Below are 22,145 nucleotides of genomic sequence, written 5' to 3' on the forward strand. Positions count from 1 at the left end.
AAGTACAGCGGTAGGTCCCGAACATGCACAACCGAAAGCATCAAATTAGTACTTCAGCAGCTCCCCAGGACGCCATCAACGCGCTGCCTTCCGAGGCACAACGTCCCGACCCCGAGGTTGTCCCCACCGCCAAGCGGCGCGTCTTTTCCAAGGTTGAGAAACTGCGCATTCTGGCGGCCGCCGACGCTTGCGCTGCATCCGGCGACATCGGCGCTTTGCTGCGTCGTGAAGGCATCTACTCGTCGCACTTGGCCACTTGGCGCAAGCAGCGGCAACTCGGCGGCGAGGCCGGCGCGCTGGAGCGCAAGCGCGGACCGAAAGCCGATCCCGCAGCGGCCCAGGATCGCCGGGTGCTGGAACTGGAAAAAGAAGTCGAACGCCTGCGCGCCAAATTGATCAAGGCCGATTTGATCATCGACGTCCAAAAAAAACTTTCCACGCTGCTGGGCCTGAGCACCGGCGACACGCCGAGCGAGCCGAAGTGATCAGCGCCGCCAACAGCTTGGCCGACCAGGTCGGAGTGGCTGCCGCCTGCCAAGCATTGCGTCTGCCGCGCAGCGCGCTGTACCGCGACCGCGCCACGCGCCATGTCTGTCCATTGCCGGCGCCGACTTGCGGCACACCGGTGAAGCGCCCGCCGCTGGCGTTGTCGGAACTGGAGCGCCGCGTCGTGCTCGACGTGCTCAACAGCCCGCGCTTCGCCAATTGCGCGCCTGCGGCCATTCACGCCCAGTTGCTCGATGAGGGGCGTTACGTCGCATCGGTGCGCACCATGTACCGCCTGCTACAAGGCTGTGCCGCAGTGCGCGAGCGACGCAACCAGTTGCGCCATCCCGAGTACGCCAAACCCGAACTACTGGCCGTGGTGCCCAATCAAGTCTGGAGCTGGGACATTACCAAATTGAAGGGACCGGTCAGGGGAACCTGTTTCCATCTGTATGTCATCCTCGATATCTTCAGCCGCTACGTCGTCGGCTGGATGGTGGCCGAGCAGGAGAGCGCCGAGTTGGCCGAGCAGCTCATTGCCGACACCGCCGCCAAGGAAGACATCGCTCCGGGCGCGCTGACTTTGCATGCCGACCGGGGCAGCAGCATGCGCTCCAAGCCGGTGGCCACGCTGCTGTCGGACCTGGGCATTGCCAAGTCGCACAGCAGGCCCTACGTCTCTGACGACAACCCGTACTCGGAGGCCCAGTTCAAGACCATGAAGTACCAGCCGGGCTTCCCGGCGCGCTTTGGATCGCTCGCTGACGCGCGCGCCCACTGCGTCCAGTTCTTCACGTGGTACAACCAGCAGCACCGCCATTCCGGTATTGGCATGATGACGCCTGAGAGCGTCCACACCGGCCGCGCGGCCGAAGTGCACAAGCAACGACAAGCCACGCTGGCCGGCGCCTTCCAGCGCACGCCGAACCGCTTCAAACACCGCATGCCGCAGCCGCAGAAGCTGCCGACGGCGGCTTGGATCAACCCGCCAACTATGGAGAAAAAGGCAGCGTGAAAAACGAGACTTAGACTCTCACCGATTCAACCAGGTGTTTCAAAATCATTGACACGCTCCGCTTGCTGGGCCGTGATGCTATACGTGACCTCGCTCAGGAAACACGGACTCAAGTGACCGAGGTGTTCGCAGACGAAAAGCGCTTTGAGAGGTTTAATTCCCAGATGATGAGATCACACGCTGGCGACATGGACCGTGCGGCACTTTTGCTTAATGCATTTCTTCAAGAGATCCGTCGCTGACATCACATTCCCAAGCGATCTCTTTAACCGTCTGCTCCGGCAGCGGCGTGAATTTGTAGTCATCGCGCGCGAACTACTTGCCGCGTTTGACCGTCAGCACCACCGAGCGCACGTTACCGATGTCGCGCTGCGCCGCCAGGGACGGCGGCGGCTGAGCCTTACAGTGCGGTCTCGAAGCCTTCCAGCACGTTCACCACGTTCACGCCCAGTTCCTTGACCGCGTAGCCGCCCTCGAACACGAAGGCGGTCGGCAGGCCCAGGAAGGCCAGGCGTTCGCCGATGCGCAGGTAGTCGGAACTTTGCAACGCAAAGTGTGACAGCGGATCGCCGGCGAAGGTATCCACGCCCAGCGATACCACCAGTGCTTCCGGCGCATACATCTGCAGCCGCAAACATGCCGTCTCCAGCGCGGCGAACCAGGCTTGCGCACCGGTGCCGTGCGGCAGCGGCAGGTTGACGTTGAAGCCCAGCCCGGCGCCTGCGCCGGTCTCGTCGGCGTGGCCGAGGTAGAACGGGTATTCCTGGCGCGGGTCGGCGTGGATGGAGACGAACAGCACGTCGCTGCGCTCGTAGAAGATGCTCTGCGTGCCGTTGCCGTGGTGGTAGTCGATGTCGAGGATGGCCACTTTGCGCGCGCCGTCGTCCAGCAGGTGCTGGGCCGCCAGCGCGGCGTTGTTCAGGAAGCAGTAGCCGCCGTAGAAGTCGGCGCCGGCGTGGTGGCCGGGCGGACGCGTCAGGGCGAAGGTGCTGCGCTCGCCCAGGCGCAGCGCGTGCGCGGCGTTGACGGCGCAGTCGGCGCCGGTCTTGGCGGCGGTCCAGGTGCCGGACGTGATGGGTGTGCCGCTGTCCATCGAATACAGGCCCAGCCTGGCGCAGAAATTGTCGGGTTCGACGTCCGAGCGCAAGGTGCGCACCGGCCAGACGGCGGGGAAGGCGTCCTTGCCGGCGTTGGCCGGATCGAGCGCCAGCCATGCATTCCACGCGCCGCGCAGGAAGTGCAGATAGCGCGGCGTGTGCACCCGCTCCAGCGTCATCAGCGGCACGCCGTGCGGCGTGACGATCTGGCCCAGGCCGCGCCGGCCCAGCTCGGCCAGTACCGAGTCGACCCGCTCCGGTTTCTCGAAACAAGGCACCATTTCGCCACGGAAGATTTCGTAGCGGCCGTGGTGCTGGCCGTGCAGTTCGTTATAGAAGGTGAGCACGCTCGTGCGCCCGGCTTAGCCGACGTTCTGGCACAGGTTGCTGTTGCGGTAGGCCGCGACGAAGTCGTCGAAGCTGCCGTGCTGGGCCTGCTCCATCCCGGCCTGCTCGGCCAGCGAGGCGGCAGCCAGCGCTTCGAAGTAGGCGGCTTCCTCGGCGCTCGGCGGATGGCTGCGGAAATACGCGGCGTGGTGTTCGCTCTGGCGCAGGCCGAAGGCGGAGAACGAGCCCCCGTTGGCGCGCAGTTCGCGCAGCACGCGGGCCGACGGCGTACGGTCCGGGTCGTCCAGCTTGGCCGCTTGCACGGCCAGCGAGCCGGCGTGCGCGGTATCGCCGCGCTGGCGGTCCAGCAGCTCGGCCACCGGGCGGATGCGCTCCAGCAGTTCGCGGCCCCACACCGGCAGCGCCACGTCGACGCCGTCCTTCTGCAGCATCAGGCCCGGACGGCGGCCTTCCTTGACGGCGCGGGCGAAGTTCTCCGTGTGGATGCGGCCCTGCTCCTGCGAGATGGGCGGGCTTTCCTCCAGCGCGCAGAACAGCAGGAAGGCGTCCAGGAAGCGGCCCGTCTCCACGTTGATGCCGACTGGCTCGAAGGGGTCGACGTCCATGCAGCGCACCTCGATGTACTGCACGCCGCGCGAGCACAGCGCCTGGATCGGGCGCTCGCCGCTGCGGATCACGCGCTTGGGACGGATGGTCGAGTAGTACTCGTTCTCGATCTGGATCACATTGGTGGACAGCTGCACCCACTCGCCGTCCTTCTTGGTGCCGATTTCGGCATACGGCGCGTAGGGCTGGTTCACCGCCTTGGTCAGCGTGGCGACGTAGCTGTCCAGGCAGTTTTCGTGCGGGCTCAGGCCGGACTGGGCATCGTTCTGGTAGCCCAGGTCGCTCATCCGCAAGCTGGTGGCGTAGGGCAGGTAGAGCGTGTCGTCGGACAGGTGCTCCAGCTTGTGCGGGCGGCCGCGCAGGAAGCTGCTCGACAGCGCCGGCGAGGCGCCGAACAAGTACATCAGCAGCCAGCTGTAGCGGCGGAAATTGCGGATGGTGGCGAAGTAGCTGTCCGACTGGTAGGCCTTGGCACTCTGCTTGCGCTCCGGATTCTCGCGCTCGTCCAGGATGCGCCACAGCTGCTCGTCCAGCGAGTAATTGTAGTGGATGCCGGCGATGCATTGCATGGCCTTGCCGTAGCGCAGCGCCAGGCCGCGCCGGTAGACGTGCTTGAGCATGCCCATATTGGACTGGCCGTACCAGGCGATCTCGATGTCCTCTTCCGCCGGCAGCTGGCAGGGCATGGACTGGCTCCACAGCATCTCATCGCCCAGCTTGGTGTAGCTGAAGCGGTGGATGGCGTCCAGTTTCTGCAGCGTGACGGCGATGTCGTGCTCGGCCGGGGTGATGAACTCGAGCAAGGTTTCAGCGTAATCGGTGGTGATCTCAGGATGGGTCAATGCTGAGCCCAGCGCGGCCGGATGCGGCGTCGCCGCGAGGTGGCCGGTGGGATCCACGCGCAGGGTTTCCCGTTCGATGCCGCGCAAGCCGCCGTCCAGCACCGCGCGGTGCTTCTCGTCGGCCAGCAGGGCCAGGCGGCGCGTCAATAGATTGGACAATTTGGGCTTCCTTTCTGGTGCAGCAAATAAGATTGGTGCGAGATTAACCGAAAACGGCCAAGTGCGTCGGAGGCGGACCAAAAAGCTCGGATTGCTATATTAACAAACTGCGCGGAGAGATGTTCAGGGACGGCGGCCGCCGCTGACGCGTTCGATGCCAGCCAGGTCGCGCCAGCTTTGCACTTCAGTGTACCCCTGCGCCGCGAGCAGGGCGCGCACGGCTTCAGCCTGGTCGTAGCCGTGCTCCATCAGCAGCCAGCAGCCCGCTTCCAGGTGCGGCGGGGCGCCCTCGACGATGGTGCGCAAGGCGCTCAGGCCGTCGGCGTGGTCGGTCAGCGCGCCGCTCGGTTCGAAGCGCAGATCGCCCTCGGACAGGTGGCGGTCGCCGCTGGCAATGTAGGGCGGATTGGAGACGATCAGGTCGAACCGTTCGCCCTGGGCCGCGCCGTACCAGTCGCTTTCCAGGAAACGCACGGTGGCCTGGTTCAGCGCCGCGTTGCCGCGCGCCACGTCGAGCGCGGCCGGGCTGACGTCGAGCGCGGTGACGCTGGCGTCGCGCCGGCTGTGGGCCAGCGCGACGGCGATGGCGCCGCTGCCGGTGCCCATGTCGAGCACGCGGCCGGACGGCGGCAGGCGTTCCAGTGCCAGTTCCACCAGCAGTTCGGTGTCCGGGCGCGGGATCAGCACGGCCGGGCCGACATGGAAGGGCAGGCCGAAGAATTCGCGCTGGCCGACGATGTAGGCCACCGGTTCGCCGTCGAGGCGGCGTTGCAGCAGCGCGCCCAGGCGCTGCGCCTCGTCCTCGGTGAGCATGCGTTCGGATTGCGTGATCAGGCCCACGCGCGTGATGCCGAGCGCGTGGCAGACCAGGATGCGGTTATCCAGCGGGTCCATGCGTTGCTGGACCAGCAGGGAAGCGACGGTGGCGCCGGCAGCGATCATCGCGCGCGGCGGCGCAGCAGGGACCAGCCCAGCGCGACCGCGAACAGGCCGAACCAGACGAAGGACCACTGCGGGATCGACATGCCCAGCAAGCCCTCGGTGGCGTTTTCGCACAGGCCGTCGGCCTGGAACAGAAAGGGCAGGTATTCGGCGGTCGGGATCTTGTTGAGCATGGTTTCCATCGGGTCGATACCGCAGGACAAGCCGGGGTGTGCCAGCACATACAGGTGCTTGCCTGCCACGCCCAGGCCGCCGAGCGCGCCCAGCAGCGCGGCGCCGGTGCCGATGGCGGTGTTCTTCATGAAGTAGGCCGCCAGGCAGCCGAAGCCGACCAGCAGGAAGAGATAGCGCTGGATCACGCACAGCGGGCAGGGCAGCAGATCCACCACGTGCTGCAGATACAGGGCGACGCCGATCAGGCCGAAGCAGGCCAGGGCGATGGACAGGAGCAGGGAACGTGGATTCATCATGAAAATGGAAAGATTAGGGGCGCGCCAATTCTCGCACAAACCGGCGTTGCCGCGCCTTAGCAGGCCCTTAAACCCTGGGGTCAGGCTTGCATTCGTGCATTTTTAGGCTAGGGTCAGGCCTGCATTCATGCGTTATCTTTGCGAAAGTCGCGCATGAATGCAAGGGCGGGCGCAGTTACGGGCGTAGTCGGGCCATTCTGTGGTCGTCTATGTGGCCATCAGTCTTGCACGGCATGCAGTTTTCGACCGGGCCACAGATGATGCTTGCCGAAGCCGCCTCTTGGGAGCGGTCTGACGCGTGCACGAATGCAGGCCTGACCCCAGTTCAAAAATGCACGAATGCAGGCCTGACCCCAGGTGTTTAATCGCCGAGGGCGGCGAGCAGCTCGGCCTGGTGTTCGGCGGCCAGGGCATTGGTCAGCTCCGTGAGGTCGCCGTCCATGATGAAGTCCAGCTTGTACAAGGTCAGGTTGATGCGGTGGTCGGTCATGCGGCCTTGCGGGTAGTTGTAGGTACGGATGCGCTCGCTACGGTCGCCGGAGCCGATCAGGCTCTTGCGCGTCGCCGCCTCCTTCGATTGCTGCTCGCGCAACTGCACGTCCTTGATGCGCGCCGCCAGCACCTTCATCGCCTGCGCCTTGTTCTTGTGCTGCGAGCGGTCGTCCTGGCATTCGACCACGATGCCGGTCGGCAAGTGGGTCAGGCGCACGGCCGAGTCGGTCTTGTTGATGTGCTGGCCGCCGGCGCCGGATGCGCGGTAAGTGTCGATGCGCAGGTCGGCCGGATTGATGTGCACGTCCTCCACTTCGTCCGCCTCCGGCATCACCGCCACCGTGCAGGCCGACGTGTGGATGCGGCCCTGCGTCTCGGTGGCCGGCACGCGCTGAACGCGGTGGCCGCCCGATTCGAACTTGAGCTTGGAATACACGCCGTTGCCCACCAGGCGCACGATCACTTCGCGGTAGCCGCCCAGGTCGGACGCGGACTCGGACACCATCTCCACCTGCCAGCGGTTGCGCTCGGCAAAGCGCGTGTACATGCGCAGCAGGTCGCCGGCGAACAGCGCCGACTCGTCGCCGCCGGTGCCGGCGCGGATCTCGAGGAAGATGTTGCGCTCGTCGTTGACGTCCTTCGGCAGCAGCATCTTCTGCAGCTCCATTTCCAGCGCCGCCAGGCGGTCCTTGCCCGCTTCGATTTCCTCCTGCGCGAAATCCTTCATTTCGGGATCGCCCAGCATGGCTTGCGCTTCGGCGATGTCGCCCAGCGCGCTTTGATAATCCTTGTACAGCGCGACCAGCGGGCCGAGCTCGGCATGTTCGCGCGTCATCTTGCGGTAACTGTCCATATTGGACGTGGCGCCCTCGGACATCAGCAGTTCGTCCAGCTCGGTCAGTCGGTTGGACAATTGGTCCAGCTTGGCCAGCATCGATGGTTTCATAGGTGTTCTACAGTATGCGTTGATGGGTGTAGATGGGGACTACAGGCTGCGGTGCGGGCACCGGCGGCGGCGGGGTGGCGCGGAGCGCCGGGAGGGCGGGCTGCGCTAACGGCGGCCGCGGAACATCTGGGGCAGCAAGGTGGCAAGCTGGGCGCGCTCGTCGCCCTGCGAGCGGTGCAGCGCCTGCTGCGGACCGTGCATGAACTTGGCCGTCAGCCCCTTGGACAGGGCTTCCAGCACGGCATCGACGTCTTCGCCGCGGGCCAGCATCTTGCGCGCGCGCTCCAGTTCCATCTGGCGCATCGCCTCGCCGTTTTCCTGCAGGCTCTGGATCACCGGCACGACCGCGCGGTCGTCTATCCAGTGCATGAAGGACTGCACCCGCGTTTCAATGATGGCTTCGGCTTGCGCCACCGCGGCCTGGCGGTTTTCCATGCCCGTTTGCACCACCTTGCCGAGGTCGTCCACGGTGTAGAGGAAGACGTCGTTCAAACGCGCGACTTCGGCTTCGATGTCGCGCGGCACGGCCAGGTCGACCATGAACATGGGCTTGTGGCGGCGTGCCTTGATGGCGCGCTCCACCATGCCCAGCCCGATCAGCGGCAGCGACGAGGCGGTGCAGGAAATGACGATGTCGTACTGGTGCAGCTTGTCCTGCAGGTCGGCCAGGCGGATGGCGCGGGCGCCGAAGCGGTGCGCCAGCAGTTCGCCGCGCTCCATGGTGCGGTTGGCGATGGTCAGCGTTTTCGGATTCTGCGCCGCGAAGTGCGTGGCGCACAGCTCTATCATCTCGCCGGCGCCGATGAACAGCACGTTTTGCTCGGATATCTTGTCGAAGATGCGCTGCGACAGGCGCACGGCGGCGGCCGCCATCGACACGCTGTGCGCGCCGATCTCGGTGGTGCTGCGCACTTCCTTGGCCACCGAAAAACTGCGCTGGAACAGCTGGTGCAGATAGGTGCCCAGCCCGCCCACTTCCTCGGCGCTGCGGATGGCGTCCTTGATCTGGCCGAGGATCTGGGTTTCGCCCAGCACCATGGAATCGAGCCCGGAAGCGACGCGGAAAGTGTGGCGCACCGCGTCGTGTTGCGGCAGCATGTACAAATGCGGGCGCAGTTCGCTGTAGTTGAGCTTGTGGAAGTCGGCCAGGAAATGCGCGCCGGCGTCGAGCGGATTGGCCACTTCGCTGGCTGCGTACAGCTCGGTGCGGTTGCAGGTGGACAGGATCGCCGCCTCGTCGCCGCCGCGCGGGTCGATGCGTTCGAACCACGCGCGCGCCGCCGTCACCGCCTGGCCCAGATGCTCAGGGGCGAACGCCAGCTGTTCGCGCAGCGACACTGGTGCGGTGGTGTGGTTGAGGCCGACGGCAAGCAGTTGCATATTAGACAGTGGGCTGCGGGGAATGAGCGTTACCGGTCATTATACCGTGGATGTCCGGCGGCACTTGCGGGGCGCCCCCGCATAGCCTGTATAAGAAGCGGGCGCCAACTTGGCGCGAACTAGGCGCCGAGCTTTTCCAGGCGGTAACCGTAGCTGTACACGGGCACCAGGCGGAAGCCGTTTTCCGGTTTCAGCTGCAGCTTGTTGCGCACCCGCGAGACGTGGGTGTCCATGGTGCGCGAGGGCAGCGCGGTTTCGCGTATCCAGACCGCCTCATGGATGTAGGCGCGCGACAGCGGCCGGCCGATGTTGCGGAAAAACAGCAGCGCCAGGTAGAACTCCTTGTGCGTCACGTCCAGCACGGAGCCGTCCATCAGCAAGCGGCCGGGGCGCGTTTCGAAGACGTACTGGCCGAATTGCAGCTGTTCGGCGCCGTTCTGGGTGGGATAGGCGCGGCGCAGCAGCGCTTGCACGCGCGCCACCAGCTCGCTGCGCCGCAGCGGCTTGATCATGTAGTCGTCGCTGCCGGCGGCCAGGCCGGCCACGATGTCGTCTTCGCCGGACGCCGTGGTGAGGAATAGCACGGGGGCCTGGTCCGGCAACTTTTCGCGGGCCCGGCGCACCACTTCGGCGCCGCCCATGTCGACGACTTGCCAGTCGAGTATCAGCATGTCGTAGCTGTCTTTGCGCAGATGGGCCAGCAAGTCCTTGCCGGTCTGGAATCCATGGCAAATGTGACCCGCCGAGGTCAGCACCTGGCAAATGACATCGGCTTGGCTGCGTTCATTGTCTAAAACTACGATTCTCATGATTGGGCGGGTCAAAACCGGACAAAGCACCGGCGTTCGTCGGGAAAAGTTGAAAAATTATCACTCTTTGGTTGACAGAGTAACACAACATTCGGTTACTTTAGCTGTCAACATTTTCCAGCGGGAATTACACGTGTATAAATGCAAACTCCTGTCATGCTTACACGGTACACTTTAAAAAGTGGCTTTTCAATGGCCTTTGGTACAATTGCGCTTAACAAAAATGCCATCATGTTTGAAAAAAAAGTTACCGAATGGACATTGATTCCGGCCTCCGAAGGGGAGCTGGAGCAGGTGCGCGCGCGCTGCCGGCGCCTGGTGCAGCGCCGCGCCGCGCTCTCGGCAGGCATCGCGGCGGTGCCGTTGCCGGGACTGGACGTGGTATCCGATATCCGCCTGTTCGCCGCGCTGATCGAAGACATCAATCGTGAATTCGGCCTGACACCGGAGCAGGTGGGGCGGCTGCAGCCCAGGTTCAAGCTGATGGCCTACGAGGCCGCAGTCGCGGTCGGCGGCACCATGGTGGGGAAATATGTGACGAAGGAAGTGGTGTTGCAGATAATGAAGCGGGCCGGGGCCGGCATGGCGGCCAGGCAGGCCACCCGCTTCGTGCCGCTGGCCGGACAGGCCGCAGCGGCGGCGATCGGCTTTTTCGCCTTCCGCCAGATCGGCTACCAGCACGTGGAAGCCTGCGCCAGGGTGGCGCAGGAAGTCATGCTGGCCCAGCAGCAGCGCTGAACTCAGGCGTCCGGCAGCACCACATTGACGTCCAGCACTTCCAGGTTGCCCTGGCGGTCCAGCGAAATCTTGATGTCGTCCGCGTTCACCTTGGTGTACTTGGAGATCACTTCGATCAGTTCCTTGTGCAGGGCAGGCAGGAAATCGGGACCGGCGCGGCCGTTGCGTTCGCGCGCGATGATGATCTGCAACCGTTCCTTGGCGGCGACGGCCGTTTTCGGTTTGGACGGGAACAGGAATGACAGCAGGGCCATATCACTTCCCTCCGAAAATACGCTGCAGCAGGCCAGGCTTTTCGTAGGTGGTGAAGCGCAGCGGCAAATCCTGGCCCAGGAACCGCGAAACCACGTCTTCATAGGCGTCGGCCACGTCGGTACCCTTGAAGTGGATGGCTGGATTGCCCTGGTTCGACGCGTGCAGCACCGATTCCGATTCCGGAATGATGCCGATCAGCGGAATGCGCAGGATTTCCTGCACGTCCTGGTAGGACAGCATTTCGTCCGCTTCCACGCGTTTCGGCGAGTAGCGGGTGATCAGCAGGTGTTCCTTGACCGGCTCGCCGCCGGACTGGGCGCGGCGCGACTTGGCCTGGATGATGCCCAGGATGCGGTCCGAGTCGCGCACCGACGACACTTCCGGATTGGTCACCACCAGCGCCTCGTCGGCGAAGGTCAGCGCCATCAGCGCGCCGTGTTCGATACCGGCCGGCGAATCGCAGATGATGTATTCGAAACCCATGTTGATCAGCTCGTGCAGCACCGCTTCCACGCCTTCTTCCGACAGCGCATCCTTGTCGCGCGTCTGCGAAGCGGGCAGGATGAACAGGTTGTCGCAGTGCTTGTCCTTGATCAGGGCCTGGGTCAGCGAGGCTTCCTTGTTGATCACATTGATCAGGTCGTACACCACGCGGCGTTCGCAGCCCATGATCAGGTCGAGGTTGCGCAGGCCGACGTCGAAGTCGATCACCACGGTTTTGTGTCCGCGCAGGGCCAGGCCGGAGGAGAAACTGGCGCTGGACGTCGTTTTGCCGACACCGCCCTTACCGGACGTTACTACGATAATTCTTGCCACAAAGGTGTCCTTTTCAGAAAGCTGAGCCGCAGCTGCGCATTAGGCGCGACCAGGCGAATTGACAGATAGTATATCGATTCGGTCGCCTACCAGGCTGATTTGTGTGGGTTTGCGCGCGTGTTCCGCAGGGAAACCATCTTCAAATGTGCTGTAAACGCCCGCAATCGACACCAACTCCGGCGACATCGACAGCGCGAAGATGCGGGCGCCGGCATTGCCGGAGGCGCCCGCCAGCGCGCGGCCGTTGAGCGTGCTGTAGACGTGAATGCTGCCGTCGGCGATGATTTCGGCGCCGTTGTTGACCACGGCCGTCACGATCAGGTCGCCGCCGCGCGCATAGATGCGCTGGCCGGCGCGCACCGGGGTGTCGATGATCATGGTGCCGGAGGAAATGGTTTCGGCCATGGAGACCGGCGCGGGCGTCGGCGCAGCGGCGGGGGCCGGCGCGGCGGCCGGAGCCGGAGCAGAGGATTTGTCCTCGTCGCGCTTGCCGCTGTCCAGGGACAGGCCGTGGGCCAGGATGTCAGCGATCATGTGCGGCGCGGCGTTGCGCACGGCGACAGGATTGAGCCGGTATTTTTTCAGCAGGGCGATGGTGCTGGGCCAGTGGATGGGCGCGCAATCCGGCGCCAGCGAGCCGACGTCGATCACGGCCAGGTCGCCCTCGAAGAAATCCGGCGTGCCGCCCGTCATTTCGTTCAGGGCGGCGTCCAGCGCGATGCCATCCGGCGTGTACAGGATGGCCGAAACCGCGACCACGGTGGAAATCTTGATTTCGATGGGCTTCTGGAACGTGCTTTTGGACATAAAACGATCAGTAAAGAGGTCAGCTTGGCGGCCAGCGGCCCGGATTGCCAAAAGGCTGAAGCATTTTACTGTGGTTGAGGCAGAAATGGGAGTGCCGTTTTGTTAATCAAACGGCCCTCCAACGCAGGCCGGAGGCCGCTTGCGGTTCCGCCCGCAGCTCCGTGACCGGCCGCCTGACACCTAGGCGGCGCGCAGTTCCCGCGCCGCCGCCACCATGTTGCGCAGCGCGCTTTCCGTCTCCGGCCAGCCGCGCGTCTTCAGCCCGCAGTCCGGATTGACCCACAGCTGCGCCGCCGGGATCACCGCGCTGGCCTTCTTCAGCAGCCGCACCATCTCCGCCGTGTCCGGCACGCGCGGCGAATGAATGTCGTACACGCCGGGACCGATCTCGTTCGGATAGCGGAAGTCGCCGAAGCCGGTCAGCAGCTCCATCGCCGAGCGGCTGGTCTCGATGGTGATCACATCGGCATCCATGGCGGCGATCTGCGGCAGGATGTCGTTGAACTCGGCGTAGCACATATGGGTGTGGATCTGCGTCGCGTCGCGCGCCACGCTGGCTGTCACGCGGAAGGCGCGGGTGGCCCAGTCCAGGTACTCGCCCCAGCGGCTGCGGCGCAGCGGCAAGCCTTCGCGCACGGCAGGCTCGTCGATCTGGATGATGCCGATGCCGGCCTGCTCCAGGTCCGCCACCTCGTCGCGGATGGCCAGCGCGATCTGCAGCGTGGTCAGCGCGCGCGGCTGGTCGTCGCGCACGAAGGACCATTGCAGGATGGTGACCGGCCCGGTCAGCATGCCTTTCACGGGTTTGGCGGTCAGGCTCTGCGCGTGCACGGCCCAGTCCACGGTCATCGCGCGCGGGCGGGCCACGTCGCCGTAGATGACGGGCGGCTTGACGCAGCGCGAACCGTAGGATTGCACCCAGCCCAGCTGCGTGAACGCGAAGCCGTCCAGCTGTTCGCCGAAGTATTCCACCATGTCGTTGCGCTCGGCTTCGCCGTGCACCAGCACATCCAGGCCCAGTTCCTCCTGGCGCGCGATGGCGTAGGCGATCTCGTCGCGCATACAGCTTTCATAGGCCGCCGCGCCGATCTCGCCGCGCTTGTGGCCGGCGCGCACGGCGCGGATGGCCTGGGTCTGCGGGAAGGAGCCTATCGTGGTGGTCGGGAAAGACGGCAACTGGAAGCGGGCGCGCTGCACGGCCTGGCGGGCCGGGAAGGGCGAGGCGCGGCGGTCGGCATCGGCCGCCAGCCCGGCGATGCGCGCCGCCACTGCCGTACTATGCACGCGCGGGCTGGCGCGGCGGCTGGCGCAGGCTGCGCGGGAGGCGGACAGGGCGGCATCCAGCGCCGCGCTGTCGGCGGCGCAGCCGTCCGCGGCGGAGGCTGAGCGCAGCAATGCCGTTTTCAGCAAGTCCAGCTCGCCCAGCTTTTCATCCGCGAAGGCCAGCCAGCTCTTGAGCTCGGGATCCAGCGCCTTTTCGTTCTCCAGGCTGAACGGCGTGTGCAGCAGCGAGCACGAGGTCGACAGCCACAGTTTGCCGTCGCGCTTGGCGGCGATGGGCGCCAGTTGCGCCAGCGCCAGGTCGAGGTCGGTGCGCCAGATGTTGCGGCCGTCGACGATGCCCACCGACAGCACTTTGTGCACCGGCAGCCAGTCCGCCACGCTGGTCAGCTCGTGTGCGGCGCGCACGCCGTCCACGTGCAGGCCCGCCACCGGCAGGCGGCACGCCAGGCTGACGTTCTCTTCCAGCGGCGAGAAATAGGTGGCCAGCAACAGCGGCACGCCCACCTGGCCCAGCTGCCAATACGCGCTTTCGAAAGCGCTGCGCCACGCCGGAGGCAGGTCCAGCCCCAGTATCGGCTCGTCTATCTGCACCCAGCTCACGCCCTGTTGCTTGAGGCGGTCCAGCACCGCGCCGTAGACCGGCAGCAGCTTGTCCAGCAGGGCAAGGCGCTCGAAGCCTTGGGCGCGCTCCTTGCCCAGCCACAGGAAAGTCAGCGGGCCGATCAGCACCGCCTTGACCGCATGGCCCAGCGCCTGCGCCTCGGCCACTTCCGCGAAGAGCCGCTCGCAAGCGAGCGAGAATTCGGTTTCCGGCGAGAACTCGGGCACCAGGTAGTGGTAGTTGGTGTCGAACCACTTGGTCATCTCCAGCGCATGGGTGTGATGCTGGTGGGTGCAGCCGTGCTCGTGCTCGTGTCCATGTTCGTGTCCGGCGTTCGAAACGCCGCGCGCCATCGCAAAGTAGCGCGCCAGCTGGCTCTGCCCGGCGCCGGGCTTGAAGCCGAAGCGCGCCGGCTCGCAGCCCAGCAGCTGGATATGGTTGGCCACCTGGTCGTAGAAGGCGAAATCGCCGACCGACACCAGGTCCAGCCCGGCATCGCGCTGCTGCGCCCAGTGGCGGGCGCGCAGCGCCGCGCCGGTCGCCTCCAGTTCGGCCTCGCCGATGTCGCCGCGCCAATGTTTTTCCAGCGAGAACTTCAGTTCGCGCGCCGCGCCGATGCGTGGAAAGCCGGGGATATGTGTTTGAATTGGTTTCATGAAAGTTGTCATTCGTATTAAATATTGGTGTTGTAAAGTGTGCAGCAATCGCGTTTATAATCCAAACGAAAGATTTTGCTGTTTAACATGAATTAAATTAATACAAGGTCAGACATGCTGGAGATACGCCACCTACGCACCCTCAGTGCCCTGCGCTCGGCAGGCTCCCTGGTCCGCGCCGCGCAATTGCTGAACCTGACGCAGTCGGCCCTGTCGCACCAGATCAAATTGCTGGAAGATCGCTACGGTAGCCCGCTGTTCGAGCGCAAATCGGTGCCGATCGGTTTCACGGCCACCGGTGCGCGGCTGCTGCGCCTGGCCGACACGCTGCTGCCGGAAATCGAACAGGCCGAGCGCGACGTGGCGCGTTTGTCGCAGGGCGACCAGGGTCAGCTGCGCGTGGCGCTGGAGTGCCACACCTGTTTCGACTGGCTGATGCCGGTGATGGACGAATTCCGCAAGCGCTGGCCGGACGTGGAAATCGACCTGGTGTCCGGTTTCCACAGCGAGCCGGCCGAACTGCTGCGCGCCGGCAACGCCGACCTGGTGATCGGCTCTGACTACAGCGCCGACTTCAGCACTTTTCCGCTGTTCCGCTTCGAAATCCTGGTGGTGATGGCGCAGAAGCACCGCCTGAACGCACAGCGCCGCCTGCAGGCGGCCGACTTCGCGGGCGAAACCCTGATCACTTATCCGGTGCCGGAATCACGGATCGACCTGATCCGCGAGGTGCTGCGCCCGGCCGGCATCGAGTTCGATCGCCGTACGGCGGAGTTGACTGTGGCTATCTTGCAACTAGTCGCCAGCCGTCGAGGATTGGCGGCTTTGCCGAATTGGGCAATTAAAAACTATATCGATTACGATTATGTGATAGCCCGCCCGGTAGGCGAGCAAGGTTTATGGAGCGACTTATTCGTTTCCGTACCGGAATCTCTACGTGAAAAAGCGTATGTCGTCGATTTCGTTAATGTGATACGGGAACAGTGTGCCGCGACACTGGATGGCATCAAATTATTATCCTGACAATTGACGAATATCAAGGCTGCGGTGCGAATAAGGCGCTAAGCTTTGATTTTTCTGGATCGAAGCGCTGTTCAGGATTTATGGAACGAGCGTGCTGTTCTTTAAAGCAGCCGAGCAAACATAAGGGTTATTCAACATTCCTGCGTACAAATCGTTAGAATGAAGTGTCGTCAATCTTAATCACCTGACCACTCGGTTGGAATTTCTGGAGAATCAAATGGATGATGTAGTTATCGTAGCGGCTGGCCGCACCGCAGTTGGCAAGTTCGGCGGCAGCCTGGCTAAAATCGCGGCGGCCGATCTGGGCGCCCATGTCATCAAAGGTTTGCTGGCCAAAACCGGCATTGACGCAAATCTGATTAATGAAGCCATCCTCGGCCAGGTACTGACGGCGGGCGTCGGCCAGAACCCGGCGCGCCAGGCCGTCATCAAAGCCGGCCTGCCGACCAGCATCCCGGCCTACACCATCAACAAGGTCTGCGGCAGCGGCCTGAAAGCGACCCACCTGGCGGCCCAGTCCATCAAATGCGGCGACGCCAACATCATCATCGCCGGCGGCCAGGAAAACATGAGCGCCTCCCCGCATGTGCTGAACGGTTCGCGCGACGGCTTCCGCATGGGCGACGTGAAGATGACCGACACCATGATCGTCGACGGCCTGTGGGATGTGTACAACCAGTACCACATGGGCCAGACCGCCGAGAACGTCGCGAAAAAATACGACATCTCGCGCGCTGCGCAGGACGAGTTCGCGCTGCAGTCGCAGCTGAAAGCGGAAGCCGCGCAGAAGGAAGGCAAGTTCAAGGACGAGATCATTCCGCTGGAAATCGCCAGCAAGAAGAGCACCATCGTGTTCGACTCGGACGAGTACATCAAGCCCGGCTCCACCCTGGAAGCGCTGTCCGGCCTGCGTCCGGCCTTCGCGAAAGAGGGCAGTGTCACGGCAGGCAACGCCTCAGGCCTGAACGACGGCGCGGCCGCCGTCATCATGATGTCGGCGTCCCAGGCGCGCGAGCTGGGCCTGACCCCGCTGGCCAAGGTGAAAGCCTACGCCTCCTCCGGCATCGACCCGGCCTACATGGGCATGGGCCCGGTAACGGCCGCCAAGCTGTGCCTGAAAAAAGCGGGCTGGACGCCGGACGACCTGGACCTGATGGAAATCAATGAAGCATTCGCGGCGCAGGCGCTGGCCGTCAACAAGGAAATGGGCTGGGATACGAGCAAGATCAACGTGAACGGCGGCGCGATTGCGATCGGCCACCCGATCGGCGCATCGGGCGCGCGCATCCTGGTCACCCTGCTGCACGAGATGGTGCGCCGCGACGCCAAGAAGGGCCTGGCTTCGCTGTGCATCGGCGGCGGCATGGGCGTGGCGCTGGCTGTTGAACGCGCTTGAGCCAGTTGCGCAAGCAGCAATCCGGCAGTTCAGTTCTAGCAGTTCAGTTCTTTTAGTGTTCGAAACCGAGGGGATAAAAAAATGGCAAGAATCGCATTGGTAACAGGTGGTATGGGTGGTCTGGGTGAAGCTGTGTGCATCAAGCTGGCAGCGCTGGGCTATAAAGTCGTGACCACGTATTCCCCTAACAACAAGAAGGTCGACGAATGGCTGGCCACGACGCGCGACATGGGCTTTGATTTCAAGGCTTACCCGTGCGACGTGGCGGATTACGATTCGGCCCAGGCTTGCGTCGCCGCGATCGTCAAGGACATCGGTCCGATCGACGTGCTGGTCAACAACGCCGGCATTACCCGCGACATGACGTTCAAGAAGATGGACAAGCTGAACTGGGACGCAGTGATGAGCACCAACCTCGATTCCGTGTTCAACATGACCAAACCGGTAGCGGATGGCATGGTTGACCGCGGCTGGGGCCGCATCATCAACATCTCGTCCGTGAACGGCCAGAAGGGTGCTTTCGGCCAGACCAACTACTCGGCCGCCAAGGCTGGCGTACACGGTTTCACCAAGGCGCTGGCGCTGGAAGTTGCGCGCAAAGGCGTCACCGTCAACACCATTTCGCCGGGCTACATCGGCACCAAGATGGTGATGGAGATCCCGCAGGAAGTGCTCGATTCGAAGATCCTGCCGCAGATTCCGATGTCCCGCCTGGGCAAGCCGGAAGAAGTGGCTGGCCTGGTGGCCTACCTGTCTTCCGAAGAAGCGGCTTTCGTCACCGGCGCCAACATCGCCATCAACGGCGGCCAGCACATGTCCTAAGACAGTCCGGCCCCGCAAAGAGCACCGCAGCCGCGGTGCTTTTTTCATTGGGCGGACGGTAAACGTAGGACAATAATGACCGGAGGAGACCCATCATGGATAGACACTTGCCCGACGGCGGCCTGGCGCTGGCCTGCCTGGCGGAACACATGCTGCAGCCCGGCGTCAAGGGCCTGCCGCTGACCGAGCCCATGCGCCAGGGCGCGATCCCCCTGCAGCGCTGGAACGTGCTGCGCGGCGACACCAGCTACCCGGTCGCGCTGCTGAAGGAAACGGCGCTGCTGCACAATCTGGACTGGATGCGCCGCTTCTGCGCGCGCTACGGCGCGGTGCTGGCGCCGCACGGCAAGACCACCATGAGTCCGCAGCTGTTCGGCGCGCAGCTCGCCAACGGCGCCTGGGGCATGACCCTGGCCACCGCCGCGCAGGTGCAGGTGGCCTACCGCTTCGGCGTGCGCCGCGTGCTGCTGGCCAACCAGCTGGTGGCCCCGGCCGATATCCGCGCCATGCTGGCGCTGATGAAGGACGATCCCGGCTTCGAATTCTACGCCCTGGTCGACTCCGGGGAGGGCGTGCAGCGGCTGTCGCGCGCGGCGGCGGCCGCCGGACTGGAGCGTCCGCTGCCCTTGCTGGTGGAACTGGGCCTGGCCGGCAAGCGGGCCGGCTGCCGCAGCCAGGCCGAAGCGATGGCGGTGGCGCAGGAGGTGGCGCGGGTGCCCGGCCTGCAACTGGCCGGCATCGAAGGCTACGAGGGCTTGCTGCACAGTCATGACCGGGCCGGCAGCGTGGAAGCGGTGCGCGCCTTTGTCGCAGAGCTGGCCGCGCTGGTGCGCCAGGCCGACGAGCAAAAGCTGTTCGGCGGCGACAAGATCCTGCTGTCGGCCGGCGGCTCGGCCTATTTCGACCTGGTGGCGCACGGTTTCGCCGGCATGAAAAACCTGTCGCGCCCCGTCCTGCCGGTGCTGCGCAGCGGCTGTTACCTCACCAACGACCACGGCTCCTACCAGGACCTGACGCAGGACGTGACGGAGCGCGAGCACGCCAGCGGCGGCCTGCAGCCGGCGCTGGAGGTGTGGAGCATGGTCACCTCGCGCCCCGAGCCGACGCTGGCCATCCTCTCCATGGGCAAGCGCGACGCCTCCTACGACATGGAGCTGCCGATCGCGCTGTACACGCACCGTCCGGCGCAGGAGCTGTCCGCCGAGCCCGCAACGTTGCCCACCGCGCTTCCCACCGACCTGCCGCCCGGCTGCCGCATCGAAAAGATGAACGACCAGCATGCCTATCTGCGCCTGCCGGAAGGGGACGCCCTGTGCCAGGAGCTGAAAGTCGGCGACCTGATAGGCTGCGGCATCTCCCACCCCTGCACCACCTTCGACAAGTGGCCCCTGCTGCTGGTGGTCGACGACGCCTATACTGTGCGCTACGCGGTCAATACATTCTTCTAGAGGAAACCATGCCAGATTCGAACCAGTCCCTGTTTCCCGCCATCGCCCCGCTGCGCAGCGGCATGCTGGAAGTCGACGCCGTCCACACCATCTACTGGGAGGAGGCCGGCAACCCGAACGGGATCCCGGTGCTGTTCCTGCATGGCGGCCCGGGCGCCGGCCTGTCGCCCGCGCACCGCCGTTTCTTCGACCCGCAGCAATACCGCGTGATCCTGTTCGACCAGCGCGGCGCCGGCAAGTCGGTGCCGCTGGGCGAATGCCGCAACAACACCACCCAGCTGCTGGTGGCGGACATCGAGCGCCTGCGCGCCATGTTCAGCATAGAGCAGTGGCTGGTGTTCGGCGGTTCCTGGGGCTCGACGCTGGCGCTGGCTTACGGCGAGGCCCATCCCGAGCGCTGCCTGGGCTTTGTGCTGCGCGGGATCTTCCTGTGCACCCAGCCCGAGGTCGACTTCTTCCTCGACGGCGCGCGCTGGTTCCACCCGGACGTGTACGACGACTTCATCGCGCCCATTCCGGCCGAGGAGCGCGGCAACCTGCTGCAAGCCTACGTCAAGCGCATCATGAGCGACGACCCGGCCGTGTACTGGCCGGCGGCGCGCGCCTGGAGCCGTTTCGAGGGGCGCCGCGTGTTCCTGCTGCCGCAGCCCGAGGAAATCCCGTCGGACGCCATGGACCTGGGCGTGGGCCGCCTCGAATCGCACTACATGGCCAACCTCGGTTTCTTCGAGGAAGACCAGCTGCTGCGCGACATCGGCCGCATTTCCCATCTGCCGGTGGTGATCGTACAGGGCCGCTACGACGTGATCTGCCCGCCGGTGTCGGCCTGGAGGCTGCACAAGGCCTGGCCCGGATCGGTCATCAAACTGATCCCGGATGCGGGGCACGGCGCCATGGAAAGCGGCATCACGCGCGCGCTGGTCGCGGCCACCGAGCAGTTCAAGCGCCTGCGCCGCTTCGAGTAAGGCCGCACGGCCTGTTACACTAGCGTCTGGCCCCCCGAACCACGCATGCAATGAATATACAAGTCGGCGATATAGGACACATCATTCAGCTGGCGATCGCGCCGGTTTTCCTGCTAACCGGCGTCTGCACCAATTTAATGGTGCTGACCAACCGTCTGGCGCGCATCATAGACCGGTCGCGCGTACTGGAAGACCGGCTCGATATCGGCTACAACGATCTTTCCCTCAATGAACTTGACGTGCTGTACCGGCGTTCTCACCTGATCAACATATCGATCGGCTCCTCGACCGGCTGCGGCCTGCTCATTTGCCTGGTGATCGCGCTGCTGTTCGTCGGCGACACGCTGAACGTGACGCTGGATAAATACATCGCCGGCCTGTTCGTGCTGGCGATGGCGGGCCTGATCACGAGTTTCGTTTACCTGCTGCGGGAGATCCTGATCGCCTCCGCCGCCATGCGCGCGCACCGCCACGTGCGCCACCCATTACAGAAATAGAGTCACCATGCACGACTACAAACGCCCCCCGACCCTGTACCGCTACGGCGAGCGCAGCGACCTTGAACTGGCCCTGACGCAGGGGCAATTCATCCTGCATCCGGCGTCGAACTGCCTGACGCTGAGCTTCTCGAAAGCCTGGGACCGCAAGCTGTTCGACCTGTTTACGGCCGACGCCTGCCTGGTGATCCACAACACCGAGGAATTCGGCGAGCGCATCCACCGCGCGGTGCAGCGCACCCTGCCCAGCTGGGCGGGCATCGACGGCGCCGTCGAATACGGCCAGCGCGCCGCCCTGGGCGCCGCCTTCACCAAGACCGCCGGCGAGGCGCAGGAGCGCGAATGGCAATTCGCCTGGCGCGCCATGCAGGCCAAGCTCAGTCTCAATTCGGTGATGATCAAGATCGGCAGCATCGAGCAGTTCGCCGAGCTGCGCGGGCCGGACTACGCCGCCCAGTAATCTGTTGATCCATTGACTGGTTGATCAGCTGGTCAGTTCACCAGCTGGTTTGGAAGCAGATTGCGCGCGGGGCTGTCCGGCTTGTCCATGGGTTTGTCCATGCGCGCGAGGACGGCGCCCATCATGCGCTCGATGTCGCCGCGGATGATATTCGTCCCCAATATGCCAGGCACGTAGAAATTCGGCACCAGCCTGCCGGAGTAGACCACCTTCGTCCCGCCGTCCGGTTGCGGGAACAGTTCCCAGCGCGATTCATAGTGCTTCATGTCGCCCGAAATGAGGGCGATGTCGATGCTCGTCATCGGCGTTTCGGTGGCGCGCACGATCAGGTGGATGGATTTGGACATGAACAGGAAGCGGGCCGTCCCGAACTGTTCGATGATCACCTCGTTGCCATTGCGCGCCAGCACCCGGCAGGAAGCCATGTCGGGCACGAATTCATTCATCCGTTCGTAAGTCGTCAGCGTCTTCCACACCGTCGCGATCGGCGCCTGCACGGTACCGCTGGCGTCCACTTCGTACAGATGCAGGGCGTCCTGATGCACCCGCGTTACCGCGACTTCCAGTTTCGGCAGCTCAAGTTTTGGCGTCTGCGCCAGTAGCGATGCAGAAATTCCGAATAACAAACAGGCAATCAATTGCTTCATCTTTCCAGCGTACGGCAACTGATGGCAGAATACAAGAGCGGTACTTAACGCTTACAAAATAAAGACTTGCGTGATTGTGGAGGGTATTTTAGTAACAATGGTCTAGAGAAATCCGTTCTAATGCGGAATCGAAGTCAA

21 protein-coding genes are annotated in these 22,145 nt (G+C 64.1%); 9 read left to right on the plus strand and 12 right to left on the minus strand.

Annotated elements, in window-relative coordinates; translation table 11 throughout:
- Window positions 1-74: 74 nt before the first annotated feature.
- A protein-coding gene (locus ACSQ8Y_RS25130; RefSeq protein WP_436269909.1) for an IS3 family transposase occupies window positions 75-1,501 on the plus strand; the annotation gives its coding sequence in 2 pieces (ribosomal slippage) (window positions 75-449 and window positions 452-1,501; 1,425 coding nt in all).
- A 400-nt stretch (window positions 1,502-1,901) separates the two neighbouring features.
- Here the strand turns inward: ACSQ8Y_RS25130 and ACSQ8Y_RS25135 are convergent.
- From ACSQ8Y_RS25135 to ACSQ8Y_RS25165, 7 genes are all read right to left on the minus strand, one after another.
- Entirely contained in the window at window positions 1,902-2,945 is a 1,044-nt protein-coding gene (locus ACSQ8Y_RS25135; RefSeq protein ID WP_436269128.1) for a histone deacetylase family protein, read from the minus strand.
- Window positions 2,946-2,960: 15 nt separating this feature from the next.
- Window positions 2,961-4,553, minus strand: coding sequence for a glutamate--cysteine ligase (gene gshA / locus ACSQ8Y_RS25140; RefSeq protein WP_436269129.1), 1,593 nt, complete (start codon window positions 4,551-4,553; stop codon window positions 2,961-2,963).
- A 123-nt stretch (window positions 4,554-4,676) separates the two neighbouring features.
- Window positions 4,677-5,495, minus strand: a complete 819-nt coding sequence (gene prmC / locus ACSQ8Y_RS25145) for a peptide chain release factor N(5)-glutamine methyltransferase (RefSeq protein WP_436269130.1) — start codon at window positions 5,493-5,495, stop codon at window positions 4,677-4,679.
- Window positions 5,492-5,965 (minus strand): disulfide bond formation protein B, encoded by a 474-nt coding sequence (locus ACSQ8Y_RS25150; RefSeq protein ID WP_436269131.1) that lies wholly within the window; start codon window positions 5,963-5,965, stop codon window positions 5,492-5,494. Before ACSQ8Y_RS25150 ends, prmC begins: the two co-directional genes overlap by 4 nt.
- A 361-nt stretch (window positions 5,966-6,326) precedes the next feature.
- Window positions 6,327-7,403: a peptide chain release factor 1 gene (gene prfA / locus ACSQ8Y_RS25155; RefSeq protein ID WP_436269132.1), complete on the minus strand. Its 1,077-nt coding sequence runs from the start codon at window positions 7,401-7,403 to the stop codon at window positions 6,327-6,329.
- 105 nt (window positions 7,404-7,508) lie between these two features.
- Window positions 7,509-8,783 carry a glutamyl-tRNA reductase gene (hemA, locus tag ACSQ8Y_RS25160; RefSeq protein ID WP_436269133.1) on the minus strand — a complete coding sequence of 425 codons (1,275 nt, stop codon included), beginning with the start codon at window positions 8,781-8,783 and terminating at the stop codon, window positions 7,509-7,511.
- A gap of 119 nt (window positions 8,784-8,902) precedes the next feature.
- A complete protein-coding gene (locus tag ACSQ8Y_RS25165; RefSeq protein ID WP_436269134.1) occupies window positions 8,903-9,592 on the minus strand; it encodes a response regulator transcription factor in 690 nt (229 codons plus the stop codon).
- 231 nt (window positions 9,593-9,823) lie between these two features.
- Here ACSQ8Y_RS25165 and ACSQ8Y_RS25170 point away from each other — a divergent pair, with 231 nt between their 5' ends.
- Window positions 9,824-10,330 carry a DUF697 domain-containing protein gene (locus tag ACSQ8Y_RS25170; protein WP_436269135.1) on the plus strand — a complete coding sequence of 169 codons (507 nt, stop codon included), beginning with the start codon at window positions 9,824-9,826 and terminating at the stop codon, window positions 10,328-10,330.
- 2 nt (window positions 10,331-10,332) lie between these two features.
- Here ACSQ8Y_RS25170 and minE read toward each other — a convergent pair whose 3' ends face one another.
- The 4 genes from minE to metE form a co-directional block, all read right to left on the minus strand.
- Window positions 10,333-10,584 (minus strand): cell division topological specificity factor MinE, encoded by a 252-nt coding sequence (gene minE, locus ACSQ8Y_RS25175; RefSeq protein ID WP_436269136.1) that lies wholly within the window; start codon window positions 10,582-10,584, stop codon window positions 10,333-10,335.
- A 1-nt stretch (window position 10,585) separates the two neighbouring features.
- The gene (gene minD, locus ACSQ8Y_RS25180; protein ID WP_056400829.1) at window positions 10,586-11,401 is read right to left on the minus strand and encodes a septum site-determining protein MinD; all 816 of its coding nucleotides are present in this window, start codon (window positions 11,399-11,401) and stop codon (window positions 10,586-10,588) included.
- Between the two features lie 39 nt (window positions 11,402-11,440).
- Window positions 11,441-12,208 (minus strand): septum site-determining protein MinC, encoded by a 768-nt coding sequence (minC, locus tag ACSQ8Y_RS25185; protein WP_436269137.1) that lies wholly within the window; start codon window positions 12,206-12,208, stop codon window positions 11,441-11,443.
- A gap of 180 nt (window positions 12,209-12,388) precedes the next feature.
- Entirely contained in the window at window positions 12,389-14,749 is a 2,361-nt protein-coding gene (gene metE / locus ACSQ8Y_RS25190; RefSeq protein WP_436269138.1) for a 5-methyltetrahydropteroyltriglutamate--homocysteine S-methyltransferase, read from the minus strand.
- A 114-nt stretch (window positions 14,750-14,863) separates the two neighbouring features.
- Here metE and ACSQ8Y_RS25195 point away from each other — a divergent pair, with 114 nt between their 5' ends.
- The 7 genes from ACSQ8Y_RS25195 (at window position 14,864) to ACSQ8Y_RS25225 (ending at window position 21,360) form a co-directional block, all read left to right on the plus strand.
- Entirely contained in the window at window positions 14,864-15,772 is a 909-nt protein-coding gene (locus ACSQ8Y_RS25195; protein ID WP_436269139.1) for a LysR substrate-binding domain-containing protein, read from the plus strand.
- 217 nt (window positions 15,773-15,989) lie between these two features.
- Window positions 15,990-17,168 carry an acetyl-CoA C-acetyltransferase gene (locus tag ACSQ8Y_RS25200; RefSeq protein WP_436269140.1) on the plus strand — a complete coding sequence of 393 codons (1,179 nt, stop codon included), beginning with the start codon at window positions 15,990-15,992 and terminating at the stop codon, window positions 17,166-17,168.
- Between the two features lie 81 nt (window positions 17,169-17,249).
- Complete coding sequence (gene phbB, locus ACSQ8Y_RS25205; protein WP_436269141.1) at window positions 17,250-17,990, plus strand: acetoacetyl-CoA reductase; 741 nt, start codon at window positions 17,250-17,252, stop codon at window positions 17,988-17,990.
- Window positions 17,991-18,085: 95 nt separating this feature from the next.
- A complete protein-coding gene (locus ACSQ8Y_RS25210; RefSeq protein ID WP_436269142.1) occupies window positions 18,086-19,438 on the plus strand; it encodes an amino acid deaminase in 1,353 nt (450 codons plus the stop codon).
- Between the two features lie 8 nt (window positions 19,439-19,446).
- Window positions 19,447-20,403 (plus strand): prolyl aminopeptidase, encoded by a 957-nt coding sequence (pip, locus tag ACSQ8Y_RS25215; RefSeq protein WP_436269143.1) that lies wholly within the window; start codon window positions 19,447-19,449, stop codon window positions 20,401-20,403.
- Window positions 20,404-20,453: 50 nt separating this feature from the next.
- Window positions 20,454-20,900, plus strand: coding sequence for a DUF2721 domain-containing protein (locus ACSQ8Y_RS25220; protein ID WP_436269144.1), 447 nt, complete (start codon window positions 20,454-20,456; stop codon window positions 20,898-20,900).
- 7 nt (window positions 20,901-20,907) lie between these two features.
- Window positions 20,908-21,360: a hypothetical protein gene (locus tag ACSQ8Y_RS25225; RefSeq protein WP_436269145.1), complete on the plus strand. Its 453-nt coding sequence runs from the start codon at window positions 20,908-20,910 to the stop codon at window positions 21,358-21,360.
- A 32-nt stretch (window positions 21,361-21,392) separates the two neighbouring features.
- On the opposite strand, the gene ACSQ8Y_RS25230 is transcribed toward ACSQ8Y_RS25225, so the two are convergent.
- The gene (locus ACSQ8Y_RS25230; protein ID WP_436269146.1) at window positions 21,393-21,905 is read right to left on the minus strand and encodes an SRPBCC family protein; all 513 of its coding nucleotides are present in this window, start codon (window positions 21,903-21,905) and stop codon (window positions 21,393-21,395) included.
- Between the last annotated feature and the right edge of the window lie 240 nt (window positions 21,906-22,145).

This window comes from Pseudoduganella sp. LjRoot289, assembly GCF_964252925.1.
GTDB lineage: Bacteria > Pseudomonadota > Gammaproteobacteria > Burkholderiales > Burkholderiaceae_D > Rugamonas.

Excerpts from the sequence above, each read along its gene's own strand:
- ACSQ8Y_RS25170 (WP_436269135.1), top strand. The coding sequence starts at position 9,824 with ATGTTTGAAAAAAAAGTTACCGAATGGACATTGATTCCGGCCTCCGAA.
- metE (WP_436269138.1), bottom strand. The coding sequence starts at position 14,749 with ATGAAACCAATTCAAACACATATCCCCGGCTTTCCACGCATCGGCGCG.
- minC (WP_436269137.1), bottom strand. The coding sequence starts at position 12,208 with ATGTCCAAAAGCACGTTCCAGAAGCCCATCGAAATCAAGATTTCCACC.
- phbB (WP_436269141.1), top strand. The coding sequence starts at position 17,250 with ATGGCAAGAATCGCATTGGTAACAGGTGGTATGGGTGGTCTGGGTGAA.
- ACSQ8Y_RS25225 (WP_436269145.1), top strand. The coding sequence starts at position 20,908 with ATGCACGACTACAAACGCCCCCCGACCCTGTACCGCTACGGCGAGCGC.
- hemA (WP_436269133.1), bottom strand. The coding sequence starts at position 8,783 with ATGCAACTGCTTGCCGTCGGCCTCAACCACACCACCGCACCAGTGTCG.
- minE (WP_436269136.1), bottom strand. The coding sequence starts at position 10,584 with ATGGCCCTGCTGTCATTCCTGTTCCCGTCCAAACCGAAAACGGCCGTC.
- prmC (WP_436269130.1), bottom strand. The coding sequence starts at position 5,495 with ATGATCGCTGCCGGCGCCACCGTCGCTTCCCTGCTGGTCCAGCAACGC.
- ACSQ8Y_RS25165 (WP_436269134.1), bottom strand. The coding sequence starts at position 9,592 with ATGAGAATCGTAGTTTTAGACAATGAACGCAGCCAAGCCGATGTCATT.
- ACSQ8Y_RS25210 (WP_436269142.1), top strand. The coding sequence starts at position 18,086 with ATGGATAGACACTTGCCCGACGGCGGCCTGGCGCTGGCCTGCCTGGCG.
- prfA (WP_436269132.1), bottom strand. The coding sequence starts at position 7,403 with ATGAAACCATCGATGCTGGCCAAGCTGGACCAATTGTCCAACCGACTG.
- ACSQ8Y_RS25195 (WP_436269139.1), top strand. The coding sequence starts at position 14,864 with ATGCTGGAGATACGCCACCTACGCACCCTCAGTGCCCTGCGCTCGGCA.
- ACSQ8Y_RS25150 (WP_436269131.1), bottom strand. The coding sequence starts at position 5,965 with ATGATGAATCCACGTTCCCTGCTCCTGTCCATCGCCCTGGCCTGCTTC.
- ACSQ8Y_RS25220 (WP_436269144.1), top strand. The coding sequence starts at position 20,454 with ATGAATATACAAGTCGGCGATATAGGACACATCATTCAGCTGGCGATC.
- ACSQ8Y_RS25200 (WP_436269140.1), top strand. The coding sequence starts at position 15,990 with ATGGATGATGTAGTTATCGTAGCGGCTGGCCGCACCGCAGTTGGCAAG.
- pip (WP_436269143.1), top strand. The coding sequence starts at position 19,447 with ATGCCAGATTCGAACCAGTCCCTGTTTCCCGCCATCGCCCCGCTGCGC.